Origin of the sequence: Micromonospora orduensis (genome assembly GCF_006228125.1) — a bacterium.
Classification (GTDB): domain Bacteria; phylum Actinomycetota; class Actinomycetes; order Mycobacteriales; family Micromonosporaceae; genus Micromonospora; species Micromonospora orduensis.
Window position 1 is genome coordinate 30,358 of record NZ_VDFY01000121.1, and the last position, 21,076, is coordinate 51,433.

Consider the following 21,076-nt stretch of genomic DNA (forward strand, 5'->3'; position numbering starts at 1 on the left):
ACGGTTCACCGGGCCGGTCTCTTCCGCGCGGAGAGGCCGGCCCTGTCGTCGTCGCGCCGACGGGTCGCGAGGTGCGCTCGCCGACGCGCCCGGGCGGCCCGAGTCGGCCGGGCGTGGTGCAGATGGCGTCGGGTCGGCGGGGCGATGGCCGCCTCGCCGACGCCGGCCGCCCTGCGCACGATCCGGTTGGCGTCGTCGGGCTCGCACCCTGCCGCCCGGAGCAGGTCGCTGGACGCGGTGCGCAGGCCGGTGACGAGGGCGTCGCCGAACGACTTGACCCCGATTGCGGCTGCCCGTCCGGCCAGCTCGGCACACTCCTCGACCGCCTTCCGGGTGCACCGCGGGGTCTCGCCGACCCGGCACTCAGTCCGCATCTCCGCCACCGCCTGTCCCAGCCGGGCGATCGCGTCCGGCAGCTCCGCCGGAATCGGCTCGTCGTACTGCAGGGCGGTCGTCGACCAGCGGGCCAGCGCGCGGCTGTCCAGCAGCAGCCGCTCCAGGTGCGACGCGCTGCGGGCGTACCGGTGGAACTGTTGACGGCGGTGCCAGCGTGCCGGCGCGATGGTGACCACCTCCTCCGCCCCACTCAGCGAGTCGTTCAGGCGCCCCACGTCGCCCTCGGTGCCGCGAAGCCGCTCCAGAACACCCTGCGTCCGGTCGACGTCGCGCCGCCGTACCGCCTCCGCCAGCTCGGCGAGTTGCTCGCGCAGGACCGCGAAGATCGGCGCGGCGGCGCGGTCGAGCACCCGTATCGGGTTGATGGGCAGGAGCAGCGCGACCACCAGGAGGCCGACCGCGCCGCCGACGAGCGCGTCGAAGATCCGGGGCAGCTCCAGGCCACGTTGCATCGGGGCCAGCGTGGCGATCAGTACGGCGGTACCGCCAGCCTGGCCGACCAACGGTCCGCCCTTACCGGCCACCAGGAGGGCGCTGGCGATGGCCAGGGCGACGACCACGCCGGTCTGCCACGGCCCGGAGCCGATAAGGAAGCGCAGCGCGTCGCCGATGACGATGCCCAGGCCGACGCCGAACAGCAGCTCGAAGGTTCGTCGGGCCCGCTGGCCGATGGCGGTGGCGATCGTACCGACAGCGGCGGCGGGAGCGAAGACGTGCGCCCCGGGGCCGAGGAAGTGCTGGGCGATCAGGGCGGCGAGCGCCGCGGCCAGCCCGGCCTGGACGGCGATTACCAGGGTGACCTCCCACTGCCGGGCCCGGATCCGGCTGGCCTGCCCGCTGCGGTGCCACACCCGATCAACTGTCTGGCCGCTGCGATCGGCGGCCTCGCCGAGCCGTGACCGGTCACGGTCGGCTGGTGGGCGGTCGTCGGCCATGGCGGCGGTTACCCCGGGGCCGTCCGTCCAATCGTGCCCCTCCGCCCCACCGGCACCGGCCGCACCAGCCGTAGGTCAGCCACCGCCGTCCCGGCTGACCTGGTCGATCAGGCCGGCCAGCAGGGCGGTGCGGGGCACTACGGAATCCAGGTCCAGCCACTCCGACGGGCTGTGGTCCGCGCCGCCCACCGGGCCGAGACCGTCCAGCACCGCCGCGCCCGCCTCGGCCAGCAGGTTCGCGTCGGCACACCCGCCGGTGGCGGTGTGTGACACCGGTACGCCGAGCCCCGCCCCCACCTTCGCCGCCAGTTCGGTGAGGCGACGGTCTGCCGGGCGTGGTTCCCAGGGCGGGGTGGGTGCGTGCACGGACACCTCGGCCCGGACCCCGGAGACGGTCGGCACGGCCACCAGCCGACGGATCTCGGCCAGCGCCGCCTCGTACTCGCCGGTGCGCCAGGCGCGCAGGTCGACGAGCATCCGGGCTCGGTCGGCGACCACGTTCGGCCGGTCCCCTGCGTCCAGGTGGCCGACGTTCACCGTCACACCGGCCCAGCGGTCGTTGAGCCCGTCCAGCGCGACGGTCAGCCGGGCCGCGGCGAGCAGCGCGTTGGCGCCGCGCTCCGGCTCGATGCCGGCGTGCGCCGCCCGGCCGCGCAGGGTCACCTCAAGATCCGCGACACCCTTGCGGGCGGAGACCAGGTCGCCGTTGTCCCTGGCGCACTCCAGGCAGAGCGCGACGTCGACCTGCGCTCCGAGGTCACGCAGCAGGGTCCGGCTGCCGGGCGAGCCGATCTCCTCGTCGGGGGTGCAGACCAGGATCAGCTCGCCGTACTCGGCCAGCTCCAGCCTGGTCAGCACCTCGATCGCGGCCAGCCCGGCGAGTACGCCGCCCTTGTCGTCGCTCACCCCCGGGCCGTACGCCCGCCCGTCCTGCACCCGGAACGGGCGGGCGGCTGCCGTGCCCGGCGGGAACACCGTGTCCAGGTGGCCGGCGAGCAGGATCCGGCGGGTGCCGTGTCCGCGTCGGCGGGCGATCAGCACGTCGCCCAGCGGTGTGCCGGTGGGGTCGGCGACGGGTTCCCGTTCGACCGCCAGGCCGGCGGTCAGGCACCAGGTCTGCACGAGATCGGCGGCGGCACGCAGCCCGTCGACCTGCCCGGACCCGGAGTCGATGCCGACCAGTTGGGCCAACCGCTCGTGGTACGCGGTGAGCCTGTCGCCGGCGGCGGTGAGCAGCGGGTCCATCAGAGCACCTTGTCCAGGAAGGCGCGGGTGCGGTCGTGCCGTGGGTTGCCCAGCACCTCCGCCGGCGGGCCGGCCTCGACGACCACTCCGCCGTCGAGGAAGGCCACCGAGTCGGCCACCTCGCGGGCGAAGCCCATCTCGTGGGTCACCACGATCATCGTCATCCCGTCGGCGGCGAGGCCCTTCATCACGTCCAACACGTCACCCACCAGCTCGGGGTCGAGCGCCGAGGTGGGCTCGTCGAAGAGCATCAGCTTCGGGTGCATGGCCAGCGCGCGGGCGATCGCCACCCGCTGCTGCTGCCCGCCGGACAGCTGCCCGGGGTAGGCGTTCGCCTTCTCCGCCAGCCCTACCCGCTCGAGCAGCCGCTGCGCCTCGGCGCGGGCCGCCTCCCGGGCGGTGCCGAGCACCCGGACCGGGGCCTCGATCACGTTGCCGAGGGCGGTCAGGTGTGGGAAGAGGTTGAACCGCTGGAACACCATGCCGATGTCCCGGCGGCGCCGGGCCACCTCGCGGGCCTTCAACTCGTAGAGCTTGTCGCCGCTGCGCCGGTAGCCGACCAGCTCGCCGTCGACCCAGAGCTGGCCGCCGTCGATCCGTTCGAGGTGGTTGATGCAGCGCAGGAACGTGGACTTGCCCGAGCCGGAGGGGCCGAGCAGGCAGGCCACCTCGCCGGGTGCCACAGCGAGGTCGATGCCCCTGAGCACCTCGATGGGGCCGTACCGTTTGGTGACCGACTCGGCCCGGACCATGGGTGGGACCCGTTCGGCGACCGTCATCGCACTCCTCCTCGGCTGAACCCGCGCCCGAATCGCCGTTCGATCGCCCATTGCCCGGCGGAGAGCAGACTCACCAGCGCCAGGTACCAGATCGCGGCGACGACCAGCAGCGGGATCACCTTGTAGTTGCCCTGGTAGACGGTCTGCACGGCGGTCATCAGGTCCCGCCCGGCGATGATCGAGACCAGGGCTGTGGACTTGAGCATGGTGATGGTCTCGTTGCCCATCGGCGGAATGATGACCCGCATCGCCTGGGGCAGCACCACCCGGCGCAGGGTGAGCGCCGGGCTCATGCCGAGCGCCGCGGCTGCCTCGGTCTGGCCGCCGTCGACGGCGAGGATGCCACCCCGGATGACCTCGGCGGCGTACGCCATCTCGTTGAGCGACAGGGCCAGGACGGCGGCGACGGTGCCGGTGACCACCACGCTGGTGGGCTGGTCGAACAGGACGGTGCCGGTGAACGGCAGGCTGAGCGTCAGCCGGGGAAAGAGCGCGCCGAGGAAGCCGAAGAAGATGATCTGCACGAGCAGCGGCGTGCCCCGGAAGACCCAGATGAAGGCCCAGGAGACCGCCCTCAGCACGGGGTTGGGCGACAGCCGCATGACGGCGAGCAGGACGCCGCCGACGGTGCCGAGCACCATCGCCAGCAGGGTCAGCCAGAGCGTGGTGACCACGCCGTCGAGGATGTAGTCCTTGAACAGGTAGTCGCCGATGGTGGCGGGTTCGAGGTTCGGGCTGTCCAGCAGTGCCCGGAGGAACAGGGCCGCCAGTCCGACCACGAGCAGCGCGGTCAGCCAGCGACCGTAGTGCCGCACGGGGACCACCCGTACGGTCTGGGTCTCGCTCAATGCAGTGCCTCCTGCGGGAACGGTGCGGCGGTCGCCGGGCGTCCTGCCGGCCCGCCCTCACGGTGGGAAGGGCACCCGGCGACCGCAGTTCAGGGGGTCGTGTCCGCTGGGATCAGTCGATGGCCTGGTCGATCGTGGCCTGCTTGACGGCGATCGGGGTCTGCTTCCACTGGCCGAGGATCTTGGCGTAGCTGCCGTCGTCGATCAGCGACTGCACGGCGGCCCGGTACGCCTCGGCGACGTCCTTCTTGCTCTTGAGGAAGCCGAAGCCGTTGGGGCTGGCGAGCCAGCCGTTGGGGGCGGACGGGTCGTCCACCAGGTCGGCCTTGCCCGCGAGCGTGCCGGCGGTGTCGACCAGGTTGACCCGGGTGGCGGCGACCACCTCGACGTTGCCGGCGATCAGGGCCTGCACCGCCTGCGGGTTCTCCGGGTACTCCTTGACCTCGATGGCCCTGCCGGCGCAGCTCTCCGTGGAGTACGCGGCGAGGTTCTTGGCCTGGTTGCTGGCCTTCTGCACGGCGACCTTGCGCCCGCAGAGGTCCACGACGGTCTTGACGCCGAGCGGGTTGCCGGTCTTGACGAGGAAGCCGGTGCCGGAGGCGGAGTAGTCGACGAAGGTCGCGACCTGCTGGCGCTCCTTCTTGTCGGTGATGCCACCGGCGATGGCGTCGTACTTGCCGGCCTGCAGGCCGGGCACCAACCCGTCGAAGGGCTGTTGGGTGAAGGTGGCCTTGATGCCGAGTCGGGCGGAGGCGGCGAGGAAGAGGTCGTAGTCGAGACCCTTGAACTCGTCGGTCCGGCCCTCCTGCTTGAAGTCGATGAACGGCTCGTAGGGGGCGTTCGTGGCGACTGTGACCGTGCCGCGGCCGCGCAGGTCGGCGGGGACCTTCTTGGCGAGGTTGGCGTCGGTGCTGATGGGGCCGACGCCCTCGATCGTGACGGTGATGGTCGGGACCTTGCCGCCGGAGCCGGCGGCCGTGGAGGAACTGCCACCGCAGCCTGCGGTGACGGCGAGGAGAGCCGTGGCCGTGGTGGCCATGGCGAGCTGACGGATGCGCATGGGGTGTCCTTCCGGGTGCCAGACGAACCAGCACCCGGACTGTAACGCACATTACTATTTCTGTGGGGTTACAGTTTTCTGTAACGACCGTCAGCCGATACCGAACTCCTGCTGCGCCTGCTCCATCGCCTTCAGACGGGTGCCCGCGACCGGTCCGAGCCGATCGATGACCGCCGCCACCACCGTCTCCACCAAGGCCAGCGCCGGCACGAAGCTGTCGTACAGCGATGGCGACTCAACCCGGCCGGGCAGCACCACCTCGGCCAGACCGGCCACCGGGGACAGCCACCGGTCGGTGAACAGCACCACCCGGGCGCCGCGCGCGGTCACCTCCCGGGCCAACGCCAGCGTCGGTTCCTCGTAACGCCGGAAGTCGAAGAGCACGACCAGGTCGCGCCGGCCCATGTCGACAAGCATGTCGGTGCGCTCCACCGGGCTGGCCGGCAACAGCCGGCTGCCCCCGCGCACCTGCATCAGGTGCAGCACCAGGTAGTGGGCGAGCAGTCGGGAGAACCGGCCGCCAGCCACGGTGACGCGCGACTGCTGGTCGGCGAGGAGCCGGGCCGCCGCGTCCAACTCGCCCTGCGGAAGCTCGACGAGCGTGCGGCTGACCGCCTCGGGCAGCCGCGCCGCGGCCCGGGCCAGCGCGCCCGCCGGCGGCTCCCCGGTGCGTTCCGCCGCCCGGTACGCGGTAAGGGGCGAGGTTTCGCGTTCGGTCAGCTCGTCGCGCAGCGCGCGCTGGAACTCCGGGTAACCACCGAAGCCGAGACGGCTCAGGAAACGCAACACGGTCGGGGCACTCACCTCGGCGCGCTCGGCCAGGGCGGCCACCGTGCCCAGCCCGGCCGCCGGATAGGCGGCGAGCAGCGCCCGCGCCACCCGTCGCTCGGCGGGGCTGCACTCACCGAGGCGCTGGCGGATCAGGGCGGCCACCCCGACGGCCGTCGGCTCGGCGCCGTCGGTATCAGAACCGCTGGGGTACGACGCCGCCGGCTGGGCGGCGTGATCGGAGGTCGACACGCGCTGAGCCTAACCGTGGCCCGAGACGGCGCGGACGCACCGAACACGCCCGCGCCGCCCCTCGATCCACGCTCGGTCAGGACTTCGTGACGGTGCAGCTGTAGTCGGCGCTGCCCGAACCCGAGTACGCCTCCACCTCGACGTAGTAGGTCGCCGAGCCGGACGCGGTGCGGGTGGTGGACGCCGCCTCGTCGGTGCCGGCGCCGTCGTTGACCGACCGGGCGAGCGTGCTCCCGGTGGAGCTGAGCAGGTAGAGATCGGCGTCGTACGCGGTGGGCACCGCGCAGGTCACCGACAGCGTCTGGCCGCTGGCGAGGCTGACCGCGAAGTAGTCCCGGTCACTGCCGCTCTTCATGTCTCCCGTGACGGTCAGCGGGTAGCTGCGGCCGGTCACGTCGTTGGCCGTGGTGCGGGAGTCGTTGGCCTCCACCTCGGCGTAGCTTGCTCCACCGCCCGGCGGCGGGGTGGAGCAGTCGGTGACCGGCGTGCCGCTGTACAGGCTGCCGCTGGCCACCCCGTTGGTGACGCTCTTGAGGTAGTAGCCGCAGGTCGGCCGGTTGGCGAAGTTGTAGGTCTGGCCGCTGGTGAGCTTCCAGATCTTGAAGTTGGAGTAGGTCAGGGGCTGGCCGGAGCTGGCCACCTCCGGCTGATGGTCGCCGAGCACGACGTACGCGCTGGGGCCGCTGAGGGTGGCCAGTCCGTTGCGGTCGATGAAGAGCGAGGCACCCTCCTCGACGCCCACTCCCCAAGCCTTGCCGCCGCTGGTACGACCGTCCTTGATGGAACGCGCCACGAAGGCCATGAGCCGGCCCATCCGGTCCCGGGTGACGAAGTGCGAGTCGTTGACGGTGTCGGCGTAGTTCGGCCAGCGGAACATGCCGGTGGTGAAGGTCATCGACGAGTCGTACGGATCGTCGAGGGCGATGGCCGAGGTGGCGCTGCCGCCGCAGGCGTCGTACACGATGTCGCTGTTGACGTGGTGCCCGGCGCTGCCGCCGCCGACGCCGCCGCCCTTGGCCACCACCGTCTCGACGGACGCCTCCAGCGCGGTGCCCTTCCACGCCACGTACCGGCACTGGTCGCCACCCGCGAAGTAGACGAACTCGGCGTTACGGATGTCGGTGTTGACCTGGCTGTTGTTGCCGTCGCTGGCGGCGGTGAGGGTGAGCGTGGTGCAGGAGTTGACGCCACTCAGCCCGGTGATCACGTCACATTCCGGGGTGCCGGAGCCCGAGCCGGCGACGACCACCACGTCGATCGAGCCGGAGCCGCCGCGGATGGCGCTGATCGCCTGGTTCATCGTCGCGGTGATGACGCCGCCCGAGCCGTTCATGGTGTACGCCGGGCCGGACCAGCTGGCTCGACTGACGTCCGCCGAACTCCCCTGGCGAACCCGGGTGACCTGGGCCTGCGCGGCGGTCACCCCGATCGGTGCGACGGTCAGCAGGGTGGCTGCGGTGACGAGCACCGCGACGCGCCTGCGGATGGGGTTGCGGGAAAGGGACATGGGCACCTCCGAGGGGCCGCTGTTCGATGAAACAGAAGTTACATCCACCGCCTTCGCTGCTCAATACGTAATCTCTGTTACAACTACGTGACGAATGCCGGACCGGCCGGCATCGGCGGACGCGCGGTATGACTCCACGTCATATCTATGACGCAGAGTCATACCGCTTGTGGTGGCGCCCGCTCGGTGGGCCGAACCCCCGATCAGACCGGGCTGATGCCGATCACCGCGTCGACGAACGAGGTCGTCGAGCCCAGCCGGTAACCGGCGAACCCACGACCCCGGGTCACCTCGGCGGCGAACTGCGGGTCCTTCTCGTACGACGTGCCCGACGTTGACGCGCAACCGGCCTGGTCGACAAGCCCCTCGGCGAGCCCGACCAGTGCGTAGTCGTAAAAGACGTCGTCCGAGGTCGGCACGGTGCACGCGCCGGCGGCCGGCGCCACCCGTCGCTTGCCCGGCGCGATCACCGGCTGCCAGCGGTCCGACCGGTACCGGTCACCCGTGGTGAGCCGGGTCCACCGCACCCCCTCGATGCCCCAGACGGCCGACCCCGCGACCCGCGCCCGGCGCAGGTCGAGCACGCTCACCCCCCGCGTGCCGAGAACACGCAGCGACTGCCGGCGCGTGCCGACCCCGGTCACCTCCAACGCGGTGTCCTCGTCCAGGCCGAACACCCGGTGGTGCCCAGTGTCCGAAGCCAGCCGGATCGACCGACCCTCCCGACCCCGCCGGGAGAAGTGCGTGTCGAGCAACCCGTCGGTGAAGAAACCGAAACCGCCCCGGGGCAGGTAGGCCAGGACGCCGGCGTCCTCGAAGTAGCCCGGCCGGGCACCGTCGCGCAGGCCCGGCTCGGTGGAACCTCCGGTGATCATGTCGCGGCCGGCCATGATCTGCGCGCCCGCGCTGGTGCCGGCGACCACCGCGCCGCCGCGAAGCTTGCGCCGAACCGCCGCCAGCGCGGCGGTATCCCGCTGCGACTCTCCCCGGGTCATCGTGGTGACGTACCGGTACTGGTCGCCGCCGCCGAAGAAGAAGCCGGTCATCGAGTCGATCTGCCGGACCACGGCCGAGTCCTCGGCCGCACCCGGCCGGTCCAGGTCGATCGGGATCCACTGCGCGTCGGCCACCCCGTAGCTCCGGAACAGCCTGGCGTAGTAGTCGCCGTTGCAGACGCTGTTGTTGCAGTCCGGCGTGTCCGCGTCCGGGTCTTCGGATGGCACCGGGGCGGCCGCGGTGACGATGCCGATCCGGGCCTTGCCGGCACCACCGGCCAGCCGGACGATGTCGCCGTAGACAGCGGCGTTGTCGTCGGCGAGACCGCCACCGACAAGGACCAGGCTGCCGCCGCGCGACTGGGACGGATGGGCCGAGGCTGGCGCCGCAGCCAGCGGGACGCTCAGCGCGACCGCCGTACACGCGGCGACCCCGAGGGTCAGCAGACGGTTCACGGGCATGACTGCTCCTCACTGGAAACCGTGAGGGCGGGCCGGGATGAAGCGTACGGCAGCGTAACGACGCGGACAACGTCCCGGACGCCATCCATCGGTGGTCGTAGGTTTGCCCAGCCGGTGCGGGGTACCAGGGGCCACACACCCACCGATCCGCAACCGGTAAGGGGACACGAGATGAGCAACCCACAGAGCACCGACGACCAGGATGTCGTCGACATCCTCGTCGCCGACCATCGTGAGGTCGAGAGCCTCTTCGTCGAGTTGGAGTCGCGGCAGGGCACCCCCGATTACCGCCGCCAGATAGCCGACGTGGTGATCGCCGAACTCGTCCGCCACGCCGTCGCCGAGGAGGCGTACGTCTACCCGACGGCCCGCAAGGTGCTGCCCGACGGCGACCAGATCGCCGAGCACGAGATCGCCGAACACTCCGACGCGGAACGGACCATGAAGGACCTGGAGTCGGTCGACCCGTCCGACAGCCGCTTCGACGAGTTGCTCGCCCACCTGACCGGCACCATCCGGCACCACGTGCGGGACGAGGAGAACGACCTCTTCCCCCGGCTCCGCGCCGCGGCGGCCCGGGAGGAGCTGGTCGAGCTGGCGGCGAAGGTGACGGCGTTCAAGAAGGTCGCGCCGACCCGACCACACCCGGGCGCGCCGGACCACCCGCCGGCGAACAAGCTGCTCGCCCCCGGCACGGGCATGATCGACCGGATGCGTGACGCGCTGAGCGGCCGGCCGACCTCGATGAGCGAGCTACGCGAGAACCAGCAGCGCTGAGCGACGCACGGTCCGCACAGGACGCTCCCGGGCCGCCGATGGGTCGGCGGCCCGGGAGACGTCCGGCACGTCAACGGACCTGATCGCCCTCGCCGGTACGCGCCTGCGCCTGGTCCACGCCCTTGTCGATCTGGTCGTCGTACCTGCCGCCGGTGCGCTTGTCGGCCATGTCGCCGGCCTTCTCCACACCCTGGTCGACTCGGGGAGCACAAACGCCGGGACCGGCGAACCACCCGCCGGACCGTCCGAGCCGGCGTACGATCCGCGCGGACGACCGGCCCGGCGTCGGGCGATTCGGGTGTCGGCGCACGGCTGGGCGGGTACCGACCTCGCGAGATCGAGGAGGGCCGACATGGCGGCAGACGAAGCCGGGACGGACACCGCGCCGACACAGGGCACCGCGCCGAGGACGGGCACCGGCGCGACGCCCACGAACGGCGACACGGGACCGCGCCAGGCGTGGGCGGCGCTGCCGTGGCTGGTCCGGACCGCGGTGCTGTGGAGCGCCTGCCTGGTGGTGGTCGTCGCCGGGCTCTACCTGGTGGGCCGGATCGCCGTACTGCTGGCGCCGCTGGCCATCGCGTTGGCCGCCACCGTCTTCCTCACCGCGCTGCTCGACCCGGTGCTGCTCCTGCTGCGTCGGCTGCGGCTGCCGGCGGCGCTGGCCGCGCTGCTCACGGTGCTGCTGCTGCTCGGCGTCCTGGTCGGGCTGGGCGCGCTGGTGTGGAACCTGACCGCCAGCCAGTTCGACCAGCTCAGTCAGGAGCTGACCCAGGGGCTCGAACGCAGCCGGGACTTCGTCACCTCGACCCTGCCGGTCACCGACGCCCAACTGGACCGGCTGGTCGAGCAGGCCCGGCAGGGCTTCAGCGGCAGTTCCCCGGACCCGGTGGCGGGTGCCCGGACCGCCAGCGAGGTGGTCGGCTCCGCGCTGCTCGCCCTGGTGCTGCTCTTCTTCCTGCTCAAGGACGGCCGGTCGATGTGGCACTGGGTGCTGTCGCGGGTGTCCGGTCCGAACCGGTCGGTGGCGACCGAGGCCGGTCGGGCGGGCTGGCAGACGCTCGGCGCGTACAGCCGGGGAACGATGCTGATCGCCGCCATCGACGCGATCGGCATCGGCCTGGCCCTGGTGCTGCTGCGGGTGCCGCTCGCCCTGCCACTGGCGTTGATCACCTTCCTCGGCGGTTTCGTACCCATCATCGGGGCGACCGTCGCGGGTGCGGTGGCGGTGCTGGTGGCGTTGGCGGCGAACGGGCCGACCACCGCGCTGCTCACCCTCGCCGCCGTGATCGCCGTGCAGCAGATCGAGGGCAACCTGTTGGAGCCGCTGGTGATGAAGCGGCAGGTCCGGCTGCATCCGGCGGTGATCCTGGTGGCGGTCACGGCCGGCACGTTGATCGCGGGTATCGCCGGCGCCTTCGTCAGCGTCCCGATCACCGCCGTGCTCTGGCGCGTCATCGACACAGTTCAACGACGCAGGTCCGCCGCGAACGGTCTGCTCACCGGCTGAGGTGGCTGGTGAACCAGGCGCCGGCCTGCTCGGCGACCTGGTCGAGGGTCCCGGGCTCCTCGAAGAGGTGGGTGGCGCCCGGGACCACCCGCAGCTCGCCGACGTCCCCCAGCTCGGCCAACGCCTGCTCGTTCAGCGCGATCACCTCCTCGTCCAAGCCGCCGACCAGCAGCAGCGTGGGCGTACGCACCTGGGGCAGCGCGGCGCCGGCCAGGTCGGGCCGGCCGCCGCGGCTGACGACGGCGCCCACCCGGTCGGCGCGCGTCGACGCCGCGACCAGGGCGGCGGCGGCGCCCGTGCTGGCGCCGAACAGGCCGATCGGTACGTCACCGGCGGGCCGCTCCACCGCGAGCCAGTCGACGATCCCGGCGAGGCGGCTCGCCAACAGCCCGATGTCGAACCGCAGTTCGGCGGTGCGCGCGTCCACCTCGTCCTCGGTCGGGGTGAGCAGGTCCGCCAGCACGGTGCCGAGCCCACGGTCGTTCAGCGTCCGGGCCACCGCCACGTTGCGCGGGCTGTGCCGGGAGCTGCCGCTGCCGTGCGCGAACAGCACCACGCCGACCGGCCGCGCGGGCACCGTCAGGTCGGCGGGGAGCGCGACGTCCCCCACCGGCACCATCACCGTGCTGCGCTGCTCGTCCATACCCCACCTCCGGATGCTCGCCTGCGGCCCGGGTACCCCGCCCGCCGCAACGCACGCACGTCGGTGGTGGCCGCGTTTGCCCGGTGGGGCCTCGGGTACGCGACGAGCGACCGCAGACCGTGTCGGCGCAACCGCGCCCCGACGGATCGCGAGGATCGCCATGGCCCAGCAGCAGCCGTCCCGACAGCAGCAGATGGACGAGCGGAAGAGGCGGGAACAGGACGCCGAACGCAACCAGGACTTCGGGGACCGGGCCGCTTCGGCCCGCCTTCCCGACGACCCCAAGGCGATGGCGCCCCGGGACGCGATCGGGCGCCCGTCCACCGGCGAGCCCATCTGACCCAGGCGCACGGCGGCCGGGGCGGGAGACGATCCCGCCCCGGCCGTTCAGTCCTTGTGCTCGGGCAGCCGGAGCAGCGGCGACCGGCCCGGTGGGTGCTCCGGTGGCGGCCCGGACGGTTCGGCCGGCGGCACCGGCACGGTCACCGGCTCGTCGCAGGTCACCCGCAGCACCTGGTCGTGGTGCCGCAGCTCGACCACGTCGTCCGGACCGCCGTGGCGCAGCGAGTACGTCGTCTGGTGCGGCCGGACGTCCACCCGCAGCGCCAGTCCACGCCACTGGAGGGAGAACTCCAGCCGGCTCAGGCGACTGGAGAGCCGGGGCGCGAACGACAGCCGACCGTCGTGGTCCCGCAGACCGCCGAGTCCGCCGACCAGGGCGAGCCACGCGCCCGCCAGCGAGGCCATGTGCACGCCGTCGCGGGTGTTCTCGTTGAGGTCGTGCAGGTCCATCAGCGCGGCCTCGCGCAGGTAGATGTGCGCCAGCTCGGGATGGCCGACCTCGGCGGCGAGCACCGCCTGGGTGCAGGCCGAGAGCGACGAGTCCCGCACGGTCCGCCGCTCGTAGTAGAGGAAGTTGCGCATCTTCTCCTCGGGGGTGAACGCGTCCCCCCGCCAGTGCATGGCCAGCACCAGGTCGGCCTGCTTGACCACCTGCTTGCGGTACAGGTCGAAGTACGGGTAGTGCAGCAGCAGCGGGTACTTCTCCGCGGGTGTGTGGGCGAAGTCCCACTCCTCGAGCCGGGTGAACCCCTCGACCTGCTGGTGGACGCCGATCTCGTCGTCGTACGGGACGTGCATGGAGGCGGCGGCGTCCCGCCAGCTCGCCGCCTCCTCGTCGTTGACCCCGAGGTGGGCGGCGTCGTCCCGGTAGCGCATCACCACGTCGGCGGCGGCGAGCAGGTTCCGCTGCGCCATCAGGTTGGTGTAGACGTTGTCGTTCTTGACGGCGGTGTACTCGTCCGGGCCGGTCACCCCGTCGATGTGGAACTGCCCGTGCCGGTCGTGGTGGCCGAGCGAACGCCACAACCGGGCGGTCTCCACCAGCAGCTCCAGCCCGATCTCCCGTTCCAGCGCGGTGTCCCCGGTGACCAGCACGTAGCGGCGCAATGCGTCGGCGATGTCGGCGGCGATGTGGAAGGCGGCCGTTCCCGCCGGCCAGTACCCGGAGGACTCCGGACCCTCGATGGTCCGCCACGGGAACGCGGCGCCCTTGAGGTTGAGGGTCGCGGCCCGTTCCCGCGCGCTGTCGAGCGTGCTGTGCCGCCAGTGCAATGCGTTACGGACCGCGCTCGGCTGGGTGTACGTGAGCACCGGCAGGACGAACATCTCGGTGTCCCAGAAGGCGTGCCCGTCGTACCCGGGGCCGGTCAGTCCCTTCGCCGAGATGGGCCGCCGTTCGGCCCGGGCGCCGGCCTGGAGAACGTGGAAGAGGCCGAACCGGACGGCCTGCTGCACCTCCGGGTCCCCGTCGACCCGCACGTCCGCGGCATCCCAGAAGTCGTCGAGGTAGCCGCGCTGCTCCCGGCAGAGCCCCTCCCAGCCGTCCAGCTTGGCCGCGGCCAGCGCCGCGCCGACCTGGTCGCGTAGCGCGGGCAGCGAGCGTCGGCTCGACCAGCCGTACGTCAGGTACTTGACCACCCGCAGCTTTTCACCGGGTTTGAGCACGCAGCCGAGTGTGGTACGGACCCAGTTCTCGTACCCCTCGGATTCGATCGTGGTGTGCTCGGGGCCGTGCACCTCGTGTTCCATCGCCGCGGCGACCCGCAGCCCGGAGACCTTGGTGCGGTGGATCAGCTGACCGCCGTCGGGGGTGGTCAGCTCCTCCTCGGCCTGCAACGGCGACTCCAGGACCGCCGCGACCCGGGGGTCCTTGCTCTGCGCGGGCAGCGACTCGTTGGCGACCAGCTCGGACTGCACGATCAGCCGCAGTGGGCCGTCGACGGCCTCCACCTCGTAGCTGATGGCGGCGACCGACCGCTGGGTGAACGACACCAGCCGGGTGCTGCGGACCTTGACCTCCCGGCCGGCGGGCGAGCGCCAGTGCAGTTCCCGGTGCAGGGTGCCGGCCCGCATGTCCAGGACCCGTTCGTGGGAGATCAGCTCGCCGTAGCGCACGTCGAGCGGTTCGTCGTTGACGAGCAGCCGGATCAGCTTGCCGTTTGTGACGTTGACGATGGTCTGCCCGGACTCGGGGAAGCCGTAGCCGGCCTCCGCGTACGGCAGGGGGCGAAGCTCGTAGAACGAGTTGAGGTACGTGCCGGGCAGGCCGTGCGGCTCGCCCTCGTCGAGGTTGCCGCGCAGCCCCACGTGACCGTTGGAGAGCGCGAAGACCGACTCGGACTGGGCCAGCACGTCCATGTCGAGTCGGGTTTCCCGGACGTGCCACTGTTCGACGGGATAGGCCCGTTCCCGGATCACGCGGGGCCCCGCTCTCCGGTCGCGTGCCGGGCTGCCCCGTCGGTGGCCCGGCGCGGCGCCGGCGGGTCGTCCGCGTCGAGCAGGTCGGCAAGGTCCTTGACCACGATGTCGGCGCCGTGGGCGAGCAGTTCGTCGGCCTGGCCGACCCGGTCGACACCCACCACGTAGCCGAAGCCGCCGGCCCGACCGGCCGCGACCCCGGACAGCGCGTCCTCGAAGACGGCGGCCCGCGTCGGGTCGACACCGAGCAGCCGGGCACCGGCGAGGAAGCTGTCCGGCTGCGGTTTGCCGCGCAGCCCCTGCGCCCGGGCCACCAGCCCATCGACCCGTGCCTCCAGCAGTGGCTCCAGCCCGGCGGCGGCGACCACCTCCCGCCCGTTGGCACTGGCGGTCACCACTGCTCGCCGCAGGCCGGCGTCGGCCGCCGCCTTCAGGTAGCGCACCGAACCCGGGTACACCTCGACTCCGGCGCTGCGCAGGCGCTCCAGCAGCAGGACGTTCTTGCGGTTGCCCACGCCGTTGACCGTGTCGGCGCTCGGCGGGTCGTCGGGGCTGCCCTCGGGCAGCACGATCCCGCGGGAGGCGAGGAACGCCCGGACGCCGTCCGCCCTGGGCCGGCCGTCGACGTAGCGGTTGTAGTCCGGGCCGGGGTCGAACGGTTGGAAGGGTTCACCGGTGGCGGTGGCGCGCTGCTGGAGGAACTCGTCGAACGTCTGCGTCCAGGCGGCGTTGTGCACCAGGGCGGTCTGCGTCAGCACACCGTCCAGATCGAAGAGACAGGCGGTCACATGAGCAGGTAGGCCCAGCACGGTACGAATCTAACCAGCCGGGCGGGCCCGCAAACCCGTTTCCGCTGGCCGGTCGCGGCTCAGTTCGGACGCAGCGTCCAGATCACGGTCATCGTCGCGGTGGTCCTGCCGTCCTCGGTGGCGATCTCCACCTCGACGCCGAACTCGGGTCGCCGACCGGCCTCCAGTTCGTCGATCACCTCGAGCGCCGGGCGGGCGAGGCGCGCGGTGGCCAGCACCGGGCCCATGGCGAGCTTGCGGTAGTCGATGTCGGCGTGGACGGCGAGCGGCACGGCACGGTCCAGCAAGTGCCCGAAGGCGGCCAGCACGACCGTGCCGGAGGCCGTCTCACCGAGCGTGAACATGGCGCCGGCGTGCGGGCCGCCGACGTGGTTGTGGGTGGCCGGCGAGTCGGGGAGGCGGACGACGGCCCGCACCCCGCCCTCCGCCTCGGGTGCCACCTCGACGAATTCGATGCCGAGGGTCCGGGCGAAGGGCACCGCCTCGAGCATTCCGGCCGCCACCTGGCGGGAGTCGATGGTCATGACCTGACGTTACTCGCCGGTAACCAGGCAGGGCAACCAGGACCTCCCCCGCTCCGTCCGGGGTCAGAGGTTCGCGATCGTCCGCAGGATCTCGGCGTAGAAGTTGCCGTCGATGCTGCGGAAGAAGGCGAAATCCTGACCCGGGTCGCCGAAGAACGGGCGCAGGGTCCACGCCAGTTGGGTGCCGACGAAGCCGAAGAGCAGGATCCAGATGTAGAGCAGCGTCATGCTGGCCGGTCGCTGCGTCGGCTCGGCGCGCCGCACCTGCGGGCTGCCCCACGGGCGCTGGGCGGGCGCGTAGCCGGGCGGCATCATGCCGGGCGGGAAGGCCGCGGTCGCCGGCTGCCCGGTCCACTGCGCCGGAACCGGCGCCGGTGCGACGGCGGTGGCGCCGTTCGCGGCGGCCACTGCCGCGCCAGCCGGCACGGCGACGGGTTCGGCGACCGGCTCGGCACTCTGCCCGGCGGCCGGCGCGTCAGCCGGCGTCGAGCCCGCGGCCGGCGCGACCTGGGCCGGGGCCTGCGCCGTAGCCTGCGCCGGGGCCTTCGCGGTGGCGGCCTCCGGCGCGAGCAGGCCGTGGTCGTTGAGCACCTGCATCCCACCGGTGAGGAAGCGCAGCCCGACCAGCGCCGACAGGGTCAGGATCGCCACGTTGAGCAGCTTGAAGAACCCGTAGTCGGGCGCGGTGATCAGGAAGAAGAGACTGATCGGCGCGAACGCCACCGCGAGCATCGAGGTGACCGTGATGGCCACCATCACCAGGGCCAGTGACTGACGGACCGAGAGCCGAGCGCCGAAGACCAGGTTGAACAGGTAGAGCGTGGGCAGGCAGATGGCCAGCGTGACCAGGAACAGCAGTGGCAGCTTGAGAGCGGAGGTCAGCGCCATGAGCGGGCTGTGGAACGCGCCCAGCACCGCCCCGTAGCAGGCGAGCGCGATGGCGGAGCTGGCCAGCATCCGGCCGGTCAGTGCGTTCAGGTCGCCCTCGGCGACGATCTGCTGCCAGATGCCCTGCCGGTCGCGCAGGATGCGCTCGATGACGAGCGGACTGGGACGGTCACCCGACACGGGTGCACCCCTCTCGGTGGTCTCACTGTGGACTGGGTGCGCAGACGGTAGGACACCGGCGGGTGCCGCCGCCACCCCGACACGGCGCGTCGTCAGCGCCAACCAACGTCGATCCGTGCTCCACGCTCGTCGAAGAAGTGCAGCGCGTCCATTCGAACCGAGACCGCGAGCTGGTGGCCGGCGGTGACCGCCGGGTACGGCGCCAACCGCACCGCCAGCTCCGCCGGACGCCTGTGGTGCCGACCCGGGTCGGGCAGGACGCTCGTCCGGTTGCCGCCGGTCGGCGCCTCGACCGGTTCCACCGGCTTGCCGGTGAGCCGCTGCATCACGGAGCCGAACCTGCGCAGGCCCCGCTGGCCCACGGGCGGCGGGTCCAGCGGAGCGCCCATCTCGTCGACCATGATCGCGGTCGCGCCGATGTCGAGGAACGCGAGCGACTCGTGGCCGTGGTGCTCCAGATAGCGGATGCGGCCGTGCAGCACGTCACCGGGGCTGTCCGGGCTGACCGGGGTGAGCGCCTCGGCTCGCATGCCGACGACGATCCGCTCGCCGTGGTAGTGCGCCACCGCCCGGCTGCGGATGTCGTTCCAGGGCAGGTAGAGCGACTGTTCGCCGAGGTTGAGCGTGACGTACCGGTCGAGGTGGACGTAGACCGACGCCTCCAGCAGGTTCATCCGGGGGCTGCCCAGGAAGGCGGCCACGTAGAGCGTCGCGGGGCGCCCGTACACCTGTGTCGGTGTGCCCACGTCCTGGAGCACGCCGCGGCGCATGATGGCCACCCGGTCGGCCATGGTGAGCGCCTCGGCCTGGTCGTGGGTGACGTAGACGGTGGTGACGCCCAGCTCCCGGGTGAGGCCGGAGATCTCGGCGCGTAACTCGGCGCGCAGGCCGCTGTCCAGGTTGGACAGGGGCTCGTCCATCAGGAACAACCCGGGTCGGCGGACGATCGCCCGGCCCATGGCGACCCGCTGCCGCTGCCCGCCGGAGAGCTGCCCGGGCTTGCGGGCCAGCACGTCGCCGATGCCCAGCGCGCTGGCCACGTCGCTGACCCGCTCCCCGCGGGGCTCCGGCTCGACGCCGGACAGCCGCAGCGGGAAGGCGATGTTGTCGCCGACGGTCATGTGCGGGTAGAGCGCGAAGTCCTGGAACACCATGGCGATCTTCCGGTCCCGCGGCGGCAGGTCGTTGGCGAGTTCTCCGTCGAGCAGGACCGCCCCCTGGGTCGGATCCTCCAGGCCGGCGATCATCCGCAGCACCGTGGACTTCCCACATCCCGACGGGCCGAGCAGCACCATGAACTCGCCGTCGTTCACGTCCAGGTTGATGCTGTCGACGGCCACCGTGCCGTCCTTGAATATCTTGGTGACATCCTTGAGCGCGACGGTGCTCACCGTCTCCTCCCCCAGCTCGTCGGCCGAACCCCACAAGACTGTGACCAGGATCATCCGATCAGCACATCGGGTAAACGTCTCATGTTCGACCTATGACGCTGCCATTACACGACAGTACGCAGCGCGACGCGTGATCAGCAGTGCGACGAACGCCCGGCCGGCTCCCCCAGGAACACGCGGCGCACCACCCGCTCCGCCGCGTGCCCGTCGTCCAGGGTGCAGAATCGGCCCCGGAACTGGGCGCGGGCCTTGCTCGCCGCGTCCGAGCGCACCGCGTCGGTACGGAACAGGTCCAGCAGGCCGGTGAACGTGGTGGCCACCGCGCCCGGAGGCTCCGCCGTCACGTCTAAGTAGACGCCCCGGGCCAGCCGGTACGCGTCCCAGTCCGGTGTGTACAGCACGATCGGCCGATCCAGCACCGCATAGTCGAACATCGCCGAGGAGTAGTCGGTGACCAGCACGTCGGCCACCAGGTAGAGATCCTCCACCCGCTGGTGACCGCTGACGTCGCGGACCCGGTCACGGTCCACCGACCGCCCGGGGCGGCGGTCCCGGTCGTCGAAGTAGTGGCTGCGCATCAGCAGCCGGCCCGACCCTCCCAGCGCGTCGACGAACCGGTCCGGATCGAACGGCGGCCGGTAGCCGGGCAGGTGCTCGCGGTGTGTCGGGGCGTACAGCACCACCTGCTCGTCGGGGGCGAGACCGAAGTCGGCGCGCAGCCGGCGCACCTCGTCCGGGTCGGCGGTGACCAGCCGGTCGTTGCGCGGGTAGCCCACCTCCAGTGTGGTGTAGGTGGCCGGGTACGCCCGGTCCCACATCTGCGTGGAGAAGCTGTTCGAGCTGACGCTGTAGTCCCACCGGTCCACCCGGCGCAGCAGCCCGGCGAAGTCCATCCGGCCCGCGCCGATCGGGTAGCGCTGCTGGTCGAGCCCCATCACCTTCACCGGCGTGCCGTGGTGGGTCTGTACGTGCACCTGCTCCGGCCGCTTACGGACGAAGTCCGGGTAGTTCACGTTGTTGATCAGCCACCGGGCTCGGGCCAGCACCCGGTAGTAGGCCGGGGTGCCCGCGACCACGTACTCCACCCCCGCCGGCACGGCGTCCACCCGGTCGCGGCGCACGATCCACACACCCCGAACCTCGGGGGCCAGCCGCCGGGCCACCTCGTAGATCGCCGCCGGGTTGCAGGAGTATCCCCGGAACCAGTAGGCCGCGTACACGGCGAGCGTCGGGTCGACCGGCCGGCGCAGTTCCGCCCGGTAGTACTCGCGCAGCAGGCCGTCGCGGGTCAGCCGGGCGCCACGCCGGGCCGCCGGGCCGACCCGCCGTCGCACGGTACGGGTCTGCCGGCGGGCGGTGTCCCGGGCCCGGCTGGCGGCCCGCAGCGCGCTGAACGTCCGCCACCGGCCGGCGGCGACCAGCCGGTGCTTGATCCCCTCCACCCCGTCCGGCACCGGGTAGCCGCCGTCCGGCAGCCAGCGCGCGTAGTCGGCGGTGATCTGCGCGAAGAACGCCGGCCGCAGTTCCGGCGCGATGCGCTGGCCGTTGCCGAGCACCGTCAGGTAGTGCCAGATCATCCGCTCGAAGACCGCCGGCCGCAGGGCGTCCGTCGCCGGCCCCCACTCATCCATCAGGTGGAACACCCGGTGCCACTGCGGAAACACCTCGAAGTGCCGGTCGCCTCGGGTCCGGGTGATCGCGCCGGCGCGGCGCTGCCGGTAGTTGACACACACCTGGTCGAGTACGCCGATCCGCCGTGCCGCCATCAGCACCGGATAGCTGAACGACACGTCCTCGTACCAGCCCGGCGCGAAGCGCAGACCCAGGTCGACCAGGAACTCCCGACGGACCAGCCGGTTCCACGCGGTGTGCAGCAGGCGCATCGCCTCCGGCCGGTCCCGCAGCCGGAAGGTGTGCGCGCCGGGCGACTGCGGGAACACCTCGGCCATCGCGCTGCGGGTGACTGTGTCGTTCCAGTGGGCGCGGACGTGGTCGACAAGCAGCACGTCGGGGCTGGTGGCCCGCAACCGCTCGGCGACCGCCGGCAGGCACTCCGGCGCCAGCCAGTCGTCGCCGTCGAGAAACCAGACGTACTCGCCGACGGCCCGGTCCAGCCCGACGTTGCGGGCCGGACCGAGACCGATGTTCTCCGACAGCCGGACCGAGCGGACCCGCTGGTCACGGGCCGCGTACTCGTCGATGATCTCGCCGCTGGCGTCCGGCGAGCAGTCGTCGACGGCGATCACCTCGACGTCCGTCTCCGGCTGGCCGAGGATCGAATCCAGGCACTCACGCAGATAGCCCTGCACCCGGAAGGCCGGTACGACGAAACTGATCAGGGTCATCC

At 71.9% G+C, this 21,076-nt stretch carries 18 protein-coding genes and 1 pseudogene; 3 read left to right on the forward strand and 16 right to left on the reverse strand.

The features are described from left to right. Window positions 1–5: 5 nt before the first annotated feature. From FHG89_RS09540 to FHG89_RS09575, 8 genes are all read right to left on the reverse strand, one after another. Window positions 6–1,247, reverse strand: coding sequence for an FUSC family protein (locus tag FHG89_RS09540; RefSeq protein WP_244295303.1), 1,242 nt, complete (start codon window positions 1,245–1,247; stop codon window positions 6–8). 159 nt (window positions 1,248–1,406) lie between these two features. Beyond that, complete coding sequence (locus FHG89_RS09545; protein WP_139584010.1) at window positions 1,407–2,576, reverse strand: M20 family metallopeptidase; 1,170 nt, start codon at window positions 2,574–2,576, stop codon at window positions 1,407–1,409. Next, entirely contained in the window at window positions 2,576–3,355 is a 780-nt protein-coding gene (locus FHG89_RS09550) for an amino acid ABC transporter ATP-binding protein (protein ID WP_280116058.1), read from the reverse strand. The genes FHG89_RS09545 and FHG89_RS09550 overlap by 1 nt, the downstream gene beginning before the upstream one ends. Continuing rightward, complete coding sequence (locus FHG89_RS09555; protein ID WP_139584011.1) at window positions 3,352–4,203, reverse strand: amino acid ABC transporter permease; 852 nt, start codon at window positions 4,201–4,203, stop codon at window positions 3,352–3,354. Before FHG89_RS09555 ends, FHG89_RS09550 begins: the two co-directional genes overlap by 4 nt. Window positions 4,204–4,315: 112 nt before the next feature. Then, window positions 4,316–5,263 (reverse strand): transporter substrate-binding domain-containing protein, encoded by a 948-nt coding sequence (locus FHG89_RS09560; protein ID WP_139584012.1) that lies wholly within the window; start codon window positions 5,261–5,263, stop codon window positions 4,316–4,318. A 90-nt stretch (window positions 5,264–5,353) separates the two neighbouring features. After that, complete coding sequence (locus tag FHG89_RS09565; RefSeq protein ID WP_208760914.1) at window positions 5,354–6,283, reverse strand: MurR/RpiR family transcriptional regulator; 930 nt, start codon at window positions 6,281–6,283, stop codon at window positions 5,354–5,356. A gap of 76 nt (window positions 6,284–6,359) precedes the next feature. Then, complete coding sequence (locus FHG89_RS09570) at window positions 6,360–7,790, reverse strand: pre-peptidase C-terminal domain-containing protein (protein WP_139584013.1); 1,431 nt, start codon at window positions 7,788–7,790, stop codon at window positions 6,360–6,362. 203 nt (window positions 7,791–7,993) lie between these two features. Then, entirely contained in the window at window positions 7,994–9,247 is a 1,254-nt protein-coding gene (locus FHG89_RS09575; protein ID WP_139584014.1) for a cyanophycinase, read from the reverse strand. Window positions 9,248–9,418: 171 nt separating this feature from the next. Here FHG89_RS09575 and FHG89_RS09580 point away from each other — a divergent pair, with 171 nt between their 5' ends. Then, the gene (locus FHG89_RS09580; protein ID WP_139584015.1) at window positions 9,419–10,024 is read left to right on the forward strand and encodes a hemerythrin domain-containing protein; all 606 of its coding nucleotides are present in this window, start codon (window positions 9,419–9,421) and stop codon (window positions 10,022–10,024) included. A 70-nt stretch (window positions 10,025–10,094) separates the two neighbouring features. On the opposite strand, the pseudogene FHG89_RS09585 reads toward FHG89_RS09580, so the two are convergent. Beyond that, window positions 10,095–10,226 (reverse strand): annotated as a pseudogene (locus FHG89_RS09585) (antitoxin); the annotation flags it as partial. Between the two features lie 150 nt (window positions 10,227–10,376). On the opposite strand from FHG89_RS09585, the gene FHG89_RS09590 reads away from it, so the two are divergent. After that, entirely contained in the window at window positions 10,377–11,534 is a 1,158-nt protein-coding gene (locus tag FHG89_RS09590; protein ID WP_139584016.1) for an AI-2E family transporter, read from the forward strand. Here FHG89_RS09590 and FHG89_RS09595 read toward each other — a convergent pair. Then, window positions 11,524–12,177, reverse strand: a complete 654-nt coding sequence (locus tag FHG89_RS09595) for a dienelactone hydrolase family protein (protein WP_139584017.1) — start codon at window positions 12,175–12,177, stop codon at window positions 11,524–11,526. The two genes, FHG89_RS09590 and FHG89_RS09595, sit on opposite strands and share 11 nt — an antisense overlap. 160 nt (window positions 12,178–12,337) lie before the next feature. Between FHG89_RS09595 and FHG89_RS09600 the strand changes: the two genes are divergently transcribed. Continuing rightward, entirely contained in the window at window positions 12,338–12,517 is a 180-nt protein-coding gene (locus FHG89_RS09600) for a hypothetical protein (RefSeq protein WP_139584018.1), read from the forward strand. 47 nt (window positions 12,518–12,564) lie between these two features. On the opposite strand, the gene FHG89_RS09605 is transcribed toward FHG89_RS09600, so the two are convergent. The 6 genes from FHG89_RS09605 to FHG89_RS09630 all read right to left on the reverse strand — a co-directional run bounded on the left by FHG89_RS09605 (window position 12,565) and on the right by FHG89_RS09630 (window position 21,074). After that, entirely contained in the window at window positions 12,565–14,937 is a 2,373-nt protein-coding gene (locus FHG89_RS09605; RefSeq protein ID WP_139584019.1) for a glycoside hydrolase family 65 protein, read from the reverse strand. Beyond that, entirely contained in the window at window positions 14,934–15,746 is an 813-nt protein-coding gene (locus FHG89_RS09610; protein ID WP_139584020.1) for an HAD family hydrolase, read from the reverse strand. The genes FHG89_RS09605 and FHG89_RS09610 overlap by 4 nt, the downstream gene beginning before the upstream one ends. 59 nt (window positions 15,747–15,805) lie before the next feature. After that, complete coding sequence (locus FHG89_RS09615; protein ID WP_139584021.1) at window positions 15,806–16,270, reverse strand: DUF4442 domain-containing protein; 465 nt, start codon at window positions 16,268–16,270, stop codon at window positions 15,806–15,808. A gap of 63 nt (window positions 16,271–16,333) precedes the next feature. Then, on the reverse strand, window positions 16,334–17,338 hold the full coding sequence (locus FHG89_RS09620; RefSeq protein WP_139584022.1) for a hypothetical protein: 1,005 nt from the start codon (window positions 17,336–17,338) through the stop codon (window positions 16,334–16,336). Between the two features lie 92 nt (window positions 17,339–17,430). Beyond that, complete coding sequence (locus tag FHG89_RS09625) at window positions 17,431–18,783, reverse strand: ABC transporter ATP-binding protein (RefSeq protein WP_377599993.1); 1,353 nt, start codon at window positions 18,781–18,783, stop codon at window positions 17,431–17,433. A gap of 80 nt (window positions 18,784–18,863) precedes the next feature. Next, the gene (locus FHG89_RS09630; RefSeq protein WP_139584023.1) at window positions 18,864–21,074 is read right to left on the reverse strand and encodes a bifunctional glycosyltransferase/CDP-glycerol:glycerophosphate glycerophosphotransferase; all 2,211 of its coding nucleotides are present in this window, start codon (window positions 21,072–21,074) and stop codon (window positions 18,864–18,866) included. Window positions 21,075–21,076: the final 2 nt, after the last annotated feature.

What these genes read in the sequence shown, in the direction of transcription:
- FHG89_RS09595 (WP_139584017.1), bottom strand. Translation starts at nt 12,177, where the DNA reads ATGGACGAGCAGCGCAGCACGGTGATGGTGCCGGTGGGGGACGTCGCG.
- FHG89_RS09590 (WP_139584016.1), top strand. Translation starts at nt 10,377, where the DNA reads ATGGCGGCAGACGAAGCCGGGACGGACACCGCGCCGACACAGGGCACC.
- FHG89_RS09615 (WP_139584021.1), bottom strand. Translation starts at nt 16,270, where the DNA reads ATGACCATCGACTCCCGCCAGGTGGCGGCCGGAATGCTCGAGGCGGTG.
- FHG89_RS09580 (WP_139584015.1), top strand. Translation starts at nt 9,419, where the DNA reads ATGAGCAACCCACAGAGCACCGACGACCAGGATGTCGTCGACATCCTC.
- FHG89_RS09560 (WP_139584012.1), bottom strand. Translation starts at nt 5,263, where the DNA reads ATGCGCATCCGTCAGCTCGCCATGGCCACCACGGCCACGGCTCTCCTC.
- FHG89_RS09570 (WP_139584013.1), bottom strand. Translation starts at nt 7,790, where the DNA reads ATGTCCCTTTCCCGCAACCCCATCCGCAGGCGCGTCGCGGTGCTCGTC.
- FHG89_RS09600 (WP_139584018.1), top strand. Translation starts at nt 12,338, where the DNA reads ATGGCCCAGCAGCAGCCGTCCCGACAGCAGCAGATGGACGAGCGGAAG.
- FHG89_RS09630 (WP_139584023.1), bottom strand. Translation starts at nt 21,074, where the DNA reads ATGACCCTGATCAGTTTCGTCGTACCGGCCTTCCGGGTGCAGGGCTAT.
- FHG89_RS09545 (WP_139584010.1), bottom strand. Translation starts at nt 2,576, where the DNA reads ATGGACCCGCTGCTCACCGCCGCCGGCGACAGGCTCACCGCGTACCAC.
- FHG89_RS09625 (WP_377599993.1), bottom strand. Translation starts at nt 18,783, where the DNA reads ATGATCCTGGTCACAGTCTTGTGGGGTTCGGCCGACGAGCTGGGGGAG.
- FHG89_RS09575 (WP_139584014.1), bottom strand. Translation starts at nt 9,247, where the DNA reads ATGCCCGTGAACCGTCTGCTGACCCTCGGGGTCGCCGCGTGTACGGCG.
- FHG89_RS09550 (WP_280116058.1), bottom strand. Translation starts at nt 3,355, where the DNA reads ATGACGGTCGCCGAACGGGTCCCACCCATGGTCCGGGCCGAGTCGGTC.